Source organism: Micropruina sp. (genome assembly GCF_047606665.1).
Taxonomy (GTDB): domain Bacteria; phylum Actinomycetota; class Actinomycetes; order Propionibacteriales; family Propionibacteriaceae; genus Micropruina.
Genome location: NZ_JASGEF010000047.1, coordinates 94,840 through 107,922 on the forward strand (window position 1 = coordinate 94,840; position 13,083 = coordinate 107,922).

Here is a 13,083-nt window from a genome sequence, read left to right on the forward strand (position 1 = left end):
GATCGCGGAAGACGCCGAGAATGCCGCCGACGGAATAGCGCGGCTATGGAATGCGCGGCGGGCCGGCGAAGTTGAGGTGCGCAGTGACCGCTGCGTGGAGCAGTGGCCGGCGCCGGGTGGCGTCGGCGAACCGTGGTGGCGGTCCGGCGATACCCTGGCGTCCGGCCCATGGGGTCGTGCCTACGAGGAGGAATTTCGGTGAGAGCCTGGACCGCGCCCGACCTACCCACCCTGGACGGCAGCGGCGGCCGGCTGCGGGTCCACGACACCGCGCTCGACGAGCTGGTCGACGTCGAACCGGACAACAACGAGGCGCGGTTCTACGTGTGCGGCATCACCCCGTACGACGCCACCCATCTCGGGCACGCCAACACCTACGTCGCCTACGACCTGATGTACCGGGCCCTCGCGGACTGCGGGCATCGCGTCGTCTACACCCAGAACGTCACCGACGTGGACGATCCGCTGCTGGAGCGGGCCGAGCAGACCGGGGTCGACTGGGAGGAACTCGCCGAAGACCAGGTGAGTCTCTTCCGGGACGACATGACCGCGCTGCGGGTGCTGCCGCCGCAGCACTACGTGGGCGCAGTCGAGGCGATCCCGTCGGTGGTCGAGCTGATCGAGTCGCTCCGGCTGACCGGAGCGATCTACCAGGTGGACGACCCCGACTACCCGGACTGGTACTTCGAGGTGCGCCGCGCCCCCGGTTTCGGGCGGCTCGCCAAGCTGAGCGACTCCGAGGCGCTGGCGATCTTCGGCGAGCGCGGCGGCGATCCGGAACGACGCGGCAAGAAGGATCCACTGGACTGCCTGGTGTGGCGGATGGCCAGGCCGGGGGAGCCGTCCTGGGAATCCCGGCTGGGCCGGGGGCGTCCGGGCTGGCACATCGAGTGCACCGCGATCGCCCTGCAGCATCTCGGCGCGGCGTTCGACGTCCAGGGTGGCGGTTCCGACCTGGTCTTTCCGCATCACGAGATGTGTGCCGCGGAGGGCGCGATGGCCACCCGCCAGCCGTTCGCGAAGGCGTATGTGCATTCCGGCATGGTCGGCCTGCACGGCGAGAAGATGAGCAAATCGCGCGGCAACCTGGTGCTGGTCAGCCGGCTTCGGGCGTCCGGCGCCGACCCGATGGCGATCCGGCTCGGACTGCTCGCCCGGCATTACCGCACCGACTGGGAATGGACGGCCGACTCGCTGCGGGAGGCCCAGCGTCGTCTCGATCGCTGGCGGGACGCCGTGGCGCGTCCGTCCGCGCCCCCCGCCGAACCCCTGGTGGCTGCCTTGCGGACGGCGCTCCGCACCGACCTGGATGCCCCCGCGGCCCTCTCGGCGATGGACGCCTGGGCGGACGCCCCCGGCAATGACCCGGACGCCGCTGCGTCCGCGGCGCAGGCGATCGACGCCCTGCTCGGCGTCCGGCTCTAGAACGATCGGGGACGGTTCTTCGGGAACGATCGGGGAACGATCGGGGACGGTTCTTCGGTGTGCGAGTTTCGCATGTCCCGGGGACGGTTCTTCGGCGTGCGAGATTCGCACGTTCGGGGGACGGTTCTCAAGGGCCCCGGTGTCCGAAGGAACCGTCCCTGGCGACCGGGAGAACCGTCCCCACGTGTGCGAGATTCGAACGTCGAAGAACCGTCCCCGACGTTGAACGGTGTTCAGAGGGTGAGGGTGGTGGACTCCACGGTGAACTCCTCGACGTCGTCCAGGTCGACTTCGACACCGATCCCTGGGCCGGACGGCGCGGTCAGACAGCCGTCGGCGTCCAGCTCGAACGAGGGGCCGATGTCGGCGGCGTAGTACCGGGAGGTCGCGGAGATGTCGCCGGGCAGGGTGAACCCGGGAAGGGTTGCCAAAGCCAGGTTGGCGGCGCGTCCGACCGCGGTCTCCAGGGTGCCGCCGCAGAACACCGGGACGCCGTTGGCCAGACAGACGTCGTGGATCTGCCGGGCGTTTATATACCCGCCGACCCGGCTGGGCTTGATGTTGATCACGTCGGCGGCGCCCATTCGGATCGTCGTCATCGCATCGTCCAGGGACAGCACCGACTCGTCCAGGCACACCGGGGTGCCGTGTCGCGCGGCCAGCTTGGCGTGCGCCAACAGCTCATGCCGGGCGAACGGCTGCTCGATCAGCACCAGTCCGAACCCGTCCAGCCTGCTCAGCAGCGGAATGTCCGCGGCGGTGTAGGCCTGGTTGGCGTCCACCTGCAGCGGCAGATCGTCGCCGAACGCCTCCCGGACGGTGTGTACCGGCTCCAGATCCCACCCCGGTTGGATCTTCAGCTTGACCCGCCGGTAGCCGTCCTCCAGATACCCCGCCACCCACGACAGCAGCGTGTCGATGTCGCCGGGAATGCCGACCGACACCCCGACCCGAATCGGACGCCGGGTCGAGCACAGGAAGTCCACGAACGGCATCCCTCGGCGCCGCAGCTCGGCGTCCAGCACCGCCGTCTCAAGCAGCCCGCGGGCCAGCGGATTGCCGGGCACCTCGGCGAACGCCGTCCGCAGTGCGCCGGTGGTCATCGGCTCCCCAGACGCCGACGCCAACAACGGCAGCAGCACCTGCTCGACGGTCGACCGGACGCCGTCGATGTACTCCGGGAAGTAGGTCGGTTCGGGATCGGCGGCCGACTCGGCCCACCCGGTCACCCCGTCGGGGCCCGTCCAGGACGCCACCAGCACCTGCCGGACGGTCTCCTCGCCCTTGCTGGTGCGGAACGGACGCACCAGCGGCATCTCCAGCCGGCGCAATTCGAGGGTGGTGGACATCGGGTTCAGGCACCTTTCACAAAGACGTAATGACCATCGGGGTCAATCCCGACCGGACGCAGCCCGCCTGCGAACAGGGTGCCGAAGACCTCCCGCGCGGCCAGCCGCCAGCGGCGTCCGAGGGCCGGATCGCCGCCCCGCAGACCTTCGATGTCGGACGGCACCCAGGCTCGCACGATCCCCGCCCCGCCACTCCCTCGGACAGCCTCCGCCAGCTCGGCGTGCCTGACCTCCGGCGCGTCCGCGACCACCGACAGCACCACGGGCGATTCCGGGGAGCCGTCGGGCAGCGGATGTCCGTCCGGCTCGTCGGCCAGCGTCCATTCGACGACGAACCGGTCGGGCAGATCGCCGGCGTTCACCGCGTCCAGCATCGGCGGGTAGTAGTCGCGGACGAAGTCGGTCACCCGACCGCCCAGCCGGTTCAGGTTGAAATGGCCGTTGCGGCGGATCAGCGGATCGTAGGTCCAGGTCAGGGTCGCCGCGCCGCGGGCCAGCGCCCAGTCGCGTTGGGCCAGCTTCAGCCGGCGTCCGAGGCCACGGCCGGCGAATGAGGCGGCCACGCCGGCGATGTAGGAGTAGATCCGATCCGAGCCGGGCGCGCCGGCGAAACCGATCGTCACACCCACCAGGGCGCCGTCCGGCGTCCAGGCGCCGAGCACGCACCCGCCCGCATGGCTGAGCGCGGTCATCAGGTCGGCGGGCACCGGCGATTCGGCGGGCGGCACGCCCCAGATGCCGGCCAGCAACGCGGCCGCAGCCAGCCGGTCGGGGTGTCTGGTGAGTTCTTCGACCCGCACCGGCGGCGGCTGGGCTGACTCCATGCCGCCCAGCATGCCGCACCGGGACCGTAGACTGCCTGCCCGTGAGCAAGAGCTTTGAGGATCTGTTCGTCGAACTGCAACGCCGTGCCGTCGAGCGACCCGAGGGATCGGGCACCGTGCGCGAACTGGACGCCGGCGTCCACACCATCGGCAAGAAGATCGTCGAGGAGGCGGCCGAGGTGTGGATGGCTGCCGAATACCAGTCCAAGGACGACACGGCGATGGAGATCAGCCAGCTGCTCTACCACCTGCAGGTGCTGATGATCTCCCAGGGTCTCGACCTCGACGACGTCTACGCGCACCTCTGACCGACCCACCCGGCTCACGCGATGACCCCGTTCGCCGCGTCCGCCGACCACCAGTAGAGTCATCCCAGTGTCCGAACGTCCCCTGCTGAAGATCGCCGTCCCCAATAAGGGCTCCCTCTCCGAGGCATCCACCGAGATGCTGCGCGAGGCGGGCTACCGGCAGCGCCACGATTCGAAAGATCTGGTGCTGGTCGATTCCGACAACGGCGTCGAGTTCTACTACCTGCGACCCCGCGACATCGCCGTCTACGTCGGCGAAGGCACCCTCGATCTGGGCATCACCGGCCGCGACATGCTGATCGATTCCGGCGCGCAGGCCGAAGAGGTGCTGGCTCTCGGCTTCGGCGGCACTCGGTTCCGGTTCGCCGCCCCCGGCGGCTCCGACTGGACGATCGACGACCTGCAGGGCAAGCGGATCGCCACCTCGTACGCCGGTCTGGTCGGCGGCTGGCTCGACAGCCAAGGATTCCAGGCGCGGCTGATCCACCTGGACGGCGCGGTCGAGTCGTCGGTCCGGCTCGGGGTGGCGGACGTCGTCGCCGACGTCGTGGAGACCGGCAGCACGCTGAAGCGCGCCGGGCTGGAACTGTTCGGCGAGGCCATCATGACCTCGGAGGCGATTCTCATCCAGCGGGCCGGGTCGCCCGCGCCCGAGGGCATGGACCTGCTGGTCCGCCGGCTGACCGGCGTGCTGACCGCCCGCACCTACTACATGGTCGACTACAACGTCCCCGAGACGGCGCTGAAGGCCGCCTGCGAGGTCACTCCGGGCCTGGACGCCCCGACGGTGTCTCCGCTTGCCAAGCCGGGGTGGGTGGCGGTCCGGGCGATGATCCCGCGGGCGTCCGCACCGCAGATCATGGACCGGCTCTGGGACGTCGGTGCGGACGCCATCCTGGTCACCAACATCGTCGCCTGCCGGCTATGAGCCCGCCCGTCACATACCGGCCGAGGGCGTCCCTGCGGATGGGGATCTCGCTGTCGACCTCGCTGGTGCTGGCCTCCTTCCTTGGCTGGACGATGACGCCGCAGCACATCCGCGACCTGTTCACCCCGGTCCAGGTCTTGACGCTGCTGCTGTTCCTGGCGCTGATGGTCGGCGGCGCGCTGGCGCTGGGCCTGAGCTATGTTCGCGCGGACGTCGAGGGGCTGACGTTCCGCAACGGCGTCCGGACCCACGTGGTGCCGTGGACCGAGGTCAAGGCGTTCCGCTACCGCGACGGCGACCCGTGGGCGTTCGTGGTGGTGCGTGGGGTGATCGAACAGCGCCCGCTGCTCGGCATTCAACGAAGCGATCGCGATCTCGCCGAGGCGAATGTCGCCGATCTGCGGGCACGGCTCGCCGAGGCTTATGGCACCGAGCGCCCGGATCTTCCCGAAGACGGGGATACCGGAACCGACGGCGACACGTCGTCCTGAGCGGCCCTGAGGCCGGGTCGCGGGAAGGTTGACCGGAGGTCAGCCCTGCGGACGGTTCTCCGGCAAGATCAGCGTCGGCTCGGCTTCGCTGCGCGGCTGCGCCGGGCGATAGGGCGCCGCCGGCGGAATGGACGCGGCGCTCTTGCGCTTGCGTGGCCGGTTCGGCACGAACCGGGACACCAGCAGCAGCAATCCGGCGAGCCCGAGCAGGCTCAGGCCGACCATCACCGGCAGCGTGTAGGTCAGGCCCTGCCACCACAGTGCGAGGGTGTTCCAGCCGTCGATCGCGGCTTGCGAGAGGCCGACCAACCAGACCCCCAGCGGTATCAGCGCGATGCCGAGCCAGGCCAAGACGGCCTTCCACGGCGCACGCGCCCACAGCACCGCGACCAGGACCAGGCCGAGCACCGTCCAGCCGATCACGATGACCATCACCCACCAGGAGATATCCATGCGAGCAGCGTGCCAGCATTGCTCCCCGGCTGCCAGGGGTCATCCGCCGCAACAACGCCCCTGAACGGAAAAGGAACCGTCCCCTTGGTCACCGGGGACGGTTCTTTCGGTCACCGGGGACGGTTCTTTTCGTTCCAAATTCGACGATCGAGGGGACGGACCTCGCACGGTGCGCCACGAGAGCTGTCCCGGTCGGCAGTGGCGCCGCCGCGAGTGCGGGTGTGGTTGGCTGGGGGAGTGAGAACCCTGGGAGAGGTCAATGCCGCCTGGGCGGGCGACCGCGGTGACCCGGACGCCGACGTCCGGACGGCCCTGGCGACGGCGTCCGGCAGCGGTGACCCGGAGACGTACCTGACGGCCGTCGCGGCATTGTGCGGGGCCCGGCTGCTGCTGCCGATCGTCGCGGACGGCGACGAGTCCGGCGCCGGCCCCGATCCCCGCCGGCATGCCGAGATGTCCGCGGTGATGATGACTTCGGCGTCCGGCGCCAGCGGGGTGCTCGCCTTCACCGGAATGGACGCCCTGCGCGCCTTCGATCCGATGGCGCGGCCGGTGCTGTGCACGCTGGACGAGGTCGCGGCCACGGCGGTCGAGGCGGGCGCGGACGCCATCGTGGTCGACGTCGCCGGGCCTCATCTGCTGACCATCGAGGGCGAACTGGTCCGCCCGCTCGCCACCGGGAACCGCCTGATGAAGCTGTCGGACGGCTGGGGCTGGCTGAGCGTGGCCGGTTCGTAGGGAACCGGACGCGCCCCGGCGCCCGTCGATTCGGCAGCACGGCGCCGCACACGCTAGAGTGACCACCGTCGACCGGCCGTCTGCGGCTGGTTCTCCGAAGTGGGGTGCCCGCACTCCCACCCATCCGGCCCTGGGTCGGTGGGTCGCCAACAGGCCGGCTGCAATGGCAGCCAGGTCCGTTTCTTCGTGGGCCTCCGCATCGGCGGAGGCCTTTTCGTTTCGGTCGGCACCGTCCCGCTGCAAGACACTGGAGGAAACATCAGCGAACCACGGATCAACGAGCGCATCCACGCCAACGAGGTGCGCTTGGTCGGGCCTGCCGGCGAACAGGTCGGCATCGTCCGCCTGGAGGACGCGCTGCGGCTCGCCCGCGAGGCAGATCTCGACCTGGTGGAGGTGGCCCCGATGGCGCGCCCACCCGTCGCCAAGCTCATGGACTACGGCAAGTTCAAGTACGAGGCCGCCCAGAAGGCCCGTGAGAGCCGGCGCAACCAGGCCAACACCGTGATCAAGGAAATGAAGCTGCGGCCCAAGATCGACAGCCACGACTACGAGACCAAGAAGGGTCACGTCGTGCGCTTCCTGAAGGCCGGCGACAAGGTCAAGATCACCATCATGTTCCGCGGCCGCGAGCAGAGCCGTCCGGAACTCGGCTTCAACCTGCTGCGGAAGCTCGCCGACGACGTCGCCGAGGACGGCTTCGTCGAGTCGGCGCCCAAGCAGGACGGCCGCAACATGCTCATGGTGTTGTCGCCGACCAAGAAGAAGTCCGAGGCCAGGGTGGACGCCGAGGCGCAGAAGCAGGCCCGGATGGCCCAGCGCGTCGCCGCCGCCGAGGCTGAGCGGACGGCGGAGGCCGAACATCGTGCCGCCCATCAGACGGGCAGCACCGCCAGAAGGCGCCGGGGTCCGGCCGACAACATGGACCCCGACATCGACCTGTGAGATCCACGAAAAGAAAGCGAGCGGCAGCATGCCGAAGATGAAGACGCACTCGGGCGCCAAGAAGCGGTTCAAGATCACCGGCTCCGGCAAGGTGATGCACCGCAAGGCGGGCAAGATGCACCTCAACGAGCACAAGCCCACCACCCGGACCCGGCGGCTGGACGGCGATGCCGTCGTCGCCAAGGGCGATGCCAAGAAGGCCCGTCGCCTGCTCGGCTCGTACAAGACCCGCTGACCCACCACCACCCGCGCCGAAATCGCGCGCGGTCCGGCTGGCCCGGACCGATCAACACAAGGAGTTAACCCACCATGGCACGCGTCAAGCGTTCGGTGAATGCCCAGAAGAAGCGCCGCGAAGTCCTCGAGCAGGCGTCCGGCTACCGCGGGCAGCGGTCCCGGCTGTACCGCAAGGCCAAGGAGCAACTGCTCCACAGCATGACCTACAACTATGCGCACCGTAAGGACCGCAAGGGCGATTTCCGCTCGCTGTGGATCCAGCGGATCAATGCTGCGGCGCGCAACGAGGGAATGACCTATAACCGTTTCATCAGCGGCCTGAAGGCCGCCGGCGTCGAGGTCGACCGCAAGATGCTCGCCGAGCTCGCGGTCAACGATGCCCCCGCATTCGGCAAGCTTGTCGAACTGGCCAAGGCCAACGCGGGCGCCACCGCCTGATTCACGCAGGAGCCCAGCGCGATATCGCAGATTCCGGCGGTATCGCGCTGAGCCGTCCACCCACCTGAGTCGTTTCATCTTGAAAGGCGATCGCCGATGATCCCCGAGCGTCTGGAGCTTCCCGAGCCGTCCCAGGCGGTGCTGCGCGCCGCCCGGGCATTGCTGCGCCGCAAAGAGCGCAAGGCGTCCGGAAAGTTCCTGGTCGAGGGTCCGCAGGCGGTGCGTGAGGCGCTCAAGCAGCCGGACGTGGTCGAGGCGGTGTTCTTCCGCTGGGCCGCCGTCCACGACCACATCGATCTGCTGACCGCTGCACGGGAGGCGGGGGTCACCCACTATGCGGTCAGCGAGCAGAACATCGCCACCATCTCCGACACCGTCACCCCGCAGGGGGTGGTCGCGGTCTGCCAGGCGCTGGACGTCCCGCTCGCCGAGGCGGTCACGCCGGAGGTCAAGCTGGTGGTGATCTGCGCGCAGATCCGCGACCCCGGCAACGCCGGCACCGTGATCCGGTGCGCGGATGCCTTCGGCGCGGACGCCGTCATCCTGTCGTCCGATTCGGTCGAGGTGTACAACCCGAAGACGGTTCGGGCCAGCGTCGGCAGCGTGTTCCATCTGCCGCTGGTGGTCGGGGTCGATCTGGCTGAGGCGATCGACGCCTGCCGGGCCGCCGGGTTGCAGGTGTTCGCCACCGACGGGGAGTCGGCCACCGAGCTCACCGATCTGGCCGACCGGTTGGACGCGCCGACCGCCTGGGTGATGGGCAACGAGTCCTGGGGGCTTCCGGTGGAGCACCTGGAGCTCGCCGACACCACCGTCGCCGTCCCGATCTACGGCCAGGCCGAAAGCCTCAATCTGGCCACCGCGGCGGCGGTCTGCCTGTACGCGTCCGCCAGCGCCCAGCACACCCGGGTGGCCGCCAGCTAGAAGGCGATGGCTTTCGCCGGTCGAGCTTGTCGAGACCCTTGAACAACGGAGAACAGACACGCATGTCAGTCCCGAACCAACCCGATCCGGCTGACGCGTTGCGCCCGGACGCCATCGAGAAGCTGGTCGCCGACGCGCTGGCCGCCATCGCGGCCGCCGACTCGACGGCCGCCTTGAAGGACGCCCGGCTGGCTCACGCCGGAGACCGCTCCCCGCTGGCGCTGGCCAACCGAGCGATCGGAGCCATCCCGCCCGCCGATCGCAAGCAGGCCGGACAGCTGCTCGGTGCCGCCCGCGGACGCGTCCAGCAAGCCCTCGCCGCTCGCGCCGAGGAGGTGGAGGCTGCCGAGTTGACCCGAACGCTGGCCGAAGAGGCGGTCGACGTCACCCTGCCGATCGACCTGCACCCGACCGGCGCGATCCACCCGATCAGCGGGCTGATCGATCTGATGAGCGACGTCTTCGTCGGCATGGGCTGGGAGATCGCCGAGGGCCCCGAGCTCGAATCGGAGTGGCTCAACTTCGACGCGCTGAACATCGGCGCCGACCATCCCAGTCGCGGTGAGACCGACACGCTGTTCGTCGAGCCGGTCGGCAACCACCTGGTGATGCGCACCCACACCTCGCCGGTGCAGATCCGCTCGCTGCTGGACCGTGAGCTGCCGGTGTACGTGGTCTGCCCGGGCAAGGTGTACCGGGCCGACGAATACGACGCGACCCACCTTCCGGTCTTCCATCAGATCGAGGGATTGGCCGTTGACAAGGGCATTTCGATGGCTCATCTGCGCGGCACCCTGGACCATTTCGCGCAGGCCATGTTCGGGGCGGGCATCCGCACCCGGATGCGTCCGCACTACTTCCCGTTTACCGAGCCGAGCGCCGAGGTCGACCTGCAGTGCTTCGTCTGCCGCGGTGAATCGGTCGGCAACCCGGACCGTCCCTGCCGCACCTGCAAATCGGAGGGCTGGATCGAGTGGGGCGGCTGCGGCGTGGTCAACCCGCGGGTGCTGCGCGCCTGCGGCGTCGACGCGGATGTCTACAGCGGCTTCGCATTCGGCATGGGCATCGACCGCACCCTGATGTTCCGCAACAACGCCTCCGATCTGCGCGATTTCGTCGAGGGCGACGTCCGATTCAGCCGCATGTTGAAGGGGGTCGCTCGATGAGGGCGCCGATGAGTTGGCTGCGCGACTGGGTCGCGCTGCCCGAGGGCTTCACCGGCCGGGAGTTGGCCGAGGTGCTGATCCGGGCCGGACTCGAGGTGGAGACCGTCGAGCAGTTCGGCGCCGGCGTCGGCCCCTTGGTGGTCGGACGCGTCGTCGACTTCGTCGACCAGCCGCAGAAGAACGGCAAGGTGATCCGTTGGTGCCACCTGGACGTCGGCGCAGCCCTTGCCCCGGCCAGGCCGCCGGCGCCGGTGGAGGGACGTGACGTGCCGGACGGCGTCCGCGGCATCATCTGCGGCGCGCACAACTTCGCCGTCGGTGACCTGGTCGTGGTCGGCCTGCCCGGCACTGTGCTGGCCGGCGGCTTCACCCTGACCTCGCGCAAGACCTACGGTCACCTCTCCGACGGCATGATCTGTGCGGAGGACGAGCTGGGCATCGGCTCCGACCACAGCGGCATCATCGTGCTTCCCGAGAGCGCCGGGCTGGTGCCCGGCGACGACCCGGGAACATACCTGGGGCTGGGCGACGAGGTCCTCGACATCAACGTGTCGCCCGATATGGCCTACTGCATGTCGATCCGCGGCCTGGCCCGCGAGGCTGCTCAGGCGCTCGGCGTCCCCTTCACCGACGTGGTCGACCGGGCTGTGCCGGCTCCGGTCGCGGACGGCCACCCGGTCGTCCTGGACGACCCCGCCTGCTCGCTGTTCGTCGCGCTCACCGTGACCGGGGTGGACGAGACCGCGCCGTCCCCGCGCTGGATGCAGCGGCGGTTGACCATGGCCGGCATGCGGTCGATCTCGCTGCCGGTCGACATCACCAACTACGTGATGCTCGAAGTCGGCCAGCCGCTGCACGCCTACGACGCGTCGAAGCTGTCGGGTCCGATCCGGGTGCGCAAGGCGTCCGCGGGGGAGTGCATCGTCACTCTGGACGACGTGCAACGCACCTTGTCAGCCGACGATCTGCTGATCACCGACGACTCCGGCCCGATCGGCATCGCCGGCGTGATGGGCGGCGCCACCACCGAATGCGACGCCGCCACCACCGACATCGTGATCGAAGCGGCCGCCTTCGACCCGTCGACCATCTCGCGATCGATGCGCCGGCACGGGCTGCCGTCCGAGGCGTCCAAGCGGTTCGAACGCGGCACCGATCCGGCCGCGACTTACGCGGCGGCTCATCTGGTGGCGCGGCATCTGGTTGAACTGGGCGGCGGTGTGCTGTCGAGTTCCGAGACGGTGACCGGGACGGTTCCGGCGATGCCGACCCAGCGGGTGCCGGTGGAGTTGCCTTCGCAGATTCTCGGTGTCGAGGTGTCCGCCGCGCGGGTGGCGGAGATCTTCCGGGCCAGCGGTGTCGCGGTGAGCGAGGCGTCCGACGGGGTGCTGGAGTTGATGCCGCCGACCTGGCGCCGCGACCTGAAAGATCCCTACGACTACGTCGAAGAGGTCGGACGCAAGATCGGCTTCGACACCATCGGCTCGATCCTGCCGACACCGCCGGGCGGTCGCGGCCTGACCGCCGGGCAGGTCACCCGGCGGGCGATCGTCCGGGCGCTGGCCAGCAACGGTTTCACCGAACTGCTGACCCTGCCGTTCGGTTCGGCCGAGGATCTCGATCGGCTGGGGCTGCCCGCCGACGACCGCCGTCGTGCCGTCGTCCGTCTGGCGAACCCGCTGGCCGAGACCAGCCCGTACCTGCGCACGTCGCTGCTGCCCGGCCTGCTGGCCGCGGTGCAGCGCAACACCTCACGCGGCAACGACGACCTGGCCCTGTTCGAGACCGGCTCGGTGTTCCGGGCCGGGAACGGTGTCGCCGCCCCGGTGCCCGGCGTCGACGGCCGTCCGAGCGATGAGGAACTGGCCGCGATCGAGGCCGCGCTGCCGGCCCAGCCGCGGCATCTGGCCGCGGTGCTGACCGGCGCCTGGCGTCCGGCCGGTTGGGACGGCCCGGCCGAGCCGGCGTCCTGGAAGCAGGCGATCGCCTTCGCCGAACTGGCCGCCGGAGAGGCAGGCGTGAGCGTGCGCCGCGAGGCCGACGATCACGCCCCGTTCCACCCGGGACGCTGCGCGAAGCTGCTGGTTTCTGACGCGGCGGGTGGTGACGTGCTGCTCGGCCACGCCGGTGAACTGCACCCCAGCGTGTGCAAGGCGTTCGGGCTGCCGGCTAGGACCGCGGCCGCTGAGATCAGCATTGATGTGCTGCTGGCGGTGGCGCCCGGACCGGGCAGCATCGCGTCGGTTTCGCAGCACCCAGTGGCCAAGGAGGACGTTGCCCTGGTGGTGGCCGAGACGATCAGCGCCGGCGAGGTGACTGACGCCTTGGTCGCCGGAGCTGGCGACCTGCTGGAGTCGATCCACCTGTTCGACATCTACCGCGGTTCGCAGATCCCGGACGGCTCGAAGTCGCTGGCCTTCGCCCTGCGGTTCCGGGCCCCCGACCGGACGCTGAAGGACGCCGAGATCGCTGCCGCGCGGGACGCCGCGGTCGCCGAAGCGGTGCGCCGGTTCGACGCGGTTCAGCGCGCCTGAGGCGTTCGCCGGCCGAGCGTGGCCCTCCGTTGGTCGAGCTTGCCGAGACCCCTTGCGGTCGGGTCTTCGTCCGTTGCGTTTGGTTGCCGCGGAGTGGGCTGCACCCCGTCCCGCCCGTGCGCTGCTCGTCCTACTTGGTTGCTCGGGTGCGGTGCCCGGCAGGGGACTCGCGCGCTTTTACGCCCGGCCTACCCGGACGGGGTGCAGCCCACTCCGCTTCATGGTTAGGTCACTACCGGCTACTCGTTGGTCGAGACCCCCCAATCGAAGCGTTGGTAGAAACGGGGGGGCGGGGGCAAACCCAGGGCCAGTAACGGCGCGCC

14 protein-coding genes are annotated in these 13,083 nt (G+C 69.6%); 11 read left to right on the forward strand and 3 right to left on the reverse strand.

Going from position 1 to position 13,083, the window contains the following annotated elements; all coding sequences use genetic code 11:
* Positions 1-198 precede the first annotated feature (198 nt).
* Entirely contained in the window at positions 199-1,425 is a 1,227-nt protein-coding gene (gene mshC, locus QM619_RS11595) for a cysteine--1-D-myo-inosityl 2-amino-2-deoxy-alpha-D-glucopyranoside ligase (protein ID WP_415108514.1), read from the forward strand.
* A 233-nt stretch (positions 1,426-1,658) separates the two neighbouring features.
* Here the strand turns inward: mshC and menC are convergent, their stop codons facing one another.
* Both menC and QM619_RS11605 read right to left on the reverse strand, forming a co-directional pair.
* Positions 1,659-2,774 carry an o-succinylbenzoate synthase gene (gene menC, locus QM619_RS11600; protein ID WP_415108517.1) on the reverse strand — a complete coding sequence of 372 codons (1,116 nt, stop codon included), beginning with the start codon at positions 2,772-2,774 and terminating at the stop codon, positions 1,659-1,661.
* A 5-nt stretch (positions 2,775-2,779) separates the two neighbouring features.
* A complete protein-coding gene (locus QM619_RS11605) occupies positions 2,780-3,598 on the reverse strand; it encodes a GNAT family N-acetyltransferase (RefSeq protein ID WP_415108520.1) in 819 nt (272 codons plus the stop codon).
* Between the two features lie 41 nt (positions 3,599-3,639).
* On the opposite strand from QM619_RS11605, the gene QM619_RS11610 reads away from it, so the two are divergent.
* The 3 genes from QM619_RS11610 (at position 3,640) to QM619_RS11620 (ending at position 5,325) form a co-directional block, all read left to right on the forward strand.
* Entirely contained in the window at positions 3,640-3,906 is a 267-nt protein-coding gene (locus QM619_RS11610) for a phosphoribosyl-ATP diphosphatase (RefSeq protein WP_415108523.1), read from the forward strand.
* An 82-nt stretch (positions 3,907-3,988) separates the two neighbouring features.
* Positions 3,989-4,834: an ATP phosphoribosyltransferase gene (gene hisG / locus QM619_RS11615; RefSeq protein WP_415108573.1), complete on the forward strand. Its 846-nt coding sequence runs from the start codon at positions 3,989-3,991 to the stop codon at positions 4,832-4,834.
* Positions 4,831-5,325: a PH domain-containing protein gene (locus QM619_RS11620; RefSeq protein WP_415108526.1), complete on the forward strand. Its 495-nt coding sequence runs from the start codon at positions 4,831-4,833 to the stop codon at positions 5,323-5,325. The genes hisG and QM619_RS11620 overlap by 4 nt, the downstream gene beginning before the upstream one ends.
* 39 nt (positions 5,326-5,364) lie before the next feature.
* Here QM619_RS11620 and QM619_RS11625 read toward each other — a convergent pair whose 3' ends face one another.
* Positions 5,365-5,778 (reverse strand): hypothetical protein, encoded by a 414-nt coding sequence (locus QM619_RS11625; RefSeq protein ID WP_415108529.1) that lies wholly within the window; start codon positions 5,776-5,778, stop codon positions 5,365-5,367.
* Between the two features lie 237 nt (positions 5,779-6,015).
* Here QM619_RS11625 and QM619_RS11630 point away from each other — a divergent pair, with 237 nt between their 5' ends.
* The 7 genes from QM619_RS11630 (at position 6,016) to pheT (ending at position 12,760) form a co-directional block, all read left to right on the forward strand.
* Positions 6,016-6,516: an SseB family protein gene (locus tag QM619_RS11630; RefSeq protein ID WP_415108532.1), complete on the forward strand. Its 501-nt coding sequence runs from the start codon at positions 6,016-6,018 to the stop codon at positions 6,514-6,516.
* Positions 6,517-6,702: 186 nt separating this feature from the next.
* On the forward strand, positions 6,703-7,461 hold the full coding sequence (gene infC / locus QM619_RS11635) for a translation initiation factor IF-3 (RefSeq protein WP_415108535.1): 759 nt from the start codon (positions 6,703-6,705) through the stop codon (positions 7,459-7,461).
* 28 nt (positions 7,462-7,489) lie between these two features.
* Positions 7,490-7,696: a 50S ribosomal protein L35 gene (rpmI, locus tag QM619_RS11640; protein WP_415108538.1), complete on the forward strand. Its 207-nt coding sequence runs from the start codon at positions 7,490-7,492 to the stop codon at positions 7,694-7,696.
* Positions 7,697-7,770: 74 nt separating this feature from the next.
* On the forward strand, positions 7,771-8,136 hold the full coding sequence (rplT, locus tag QM619_RS11645; RefSeq protein ID WP_298132257.1) for a 50S ribosomal protein L20: 366 nt from the start codon (positions 7,771-7,773) through the stop codon (positions 8,134-8,136).
* 96 nt (positions 8,137-8,232) lie between these two features.
* Positions 8,233-9,060: a TrmH family RNA methyltransferase gene (locus QM619_RS11650; RefSeq protein WP_415108541.1), complete on the forward strand. Its 828-nt coding sequence runs from the start codon at positions 8,233-8,235 to the stop codon at positions 9,058-9,060.
* A 62-nt stretch (positions 9,061-9,122) separates the two neighbouring features.
* Positions 9,123-10,226 carry a phenylalanine--tRNA ligase subunit alpha gene (gene pheS / locus QM619_RS11655; protein WP_415108544.1) on the forward strand — a complete coding sequence of 368 codons (1,104 nt, stop codon included), beginning with the start codon at positions 9,123-9,125 and terminating at the stop codon, positions 10,224-10,226.
* Complete coding sequence (gene pheT, locus QM619_RS11660) at positions 10,223-12,760, forward strand: phenylalanine--tRNA ligase subunit beta (RefSeq protein ID WP_415108547.1); 2,538 nt, start codon at positions 10,223-10,225, stop codon at positions 12,758-12,760. The genes pheS and pheT overlap by 4 nt, the downstream gene beginning before the upstream one ends.
* Positions 12,761-13,083 lie beyond the last annotated feature (323 nt).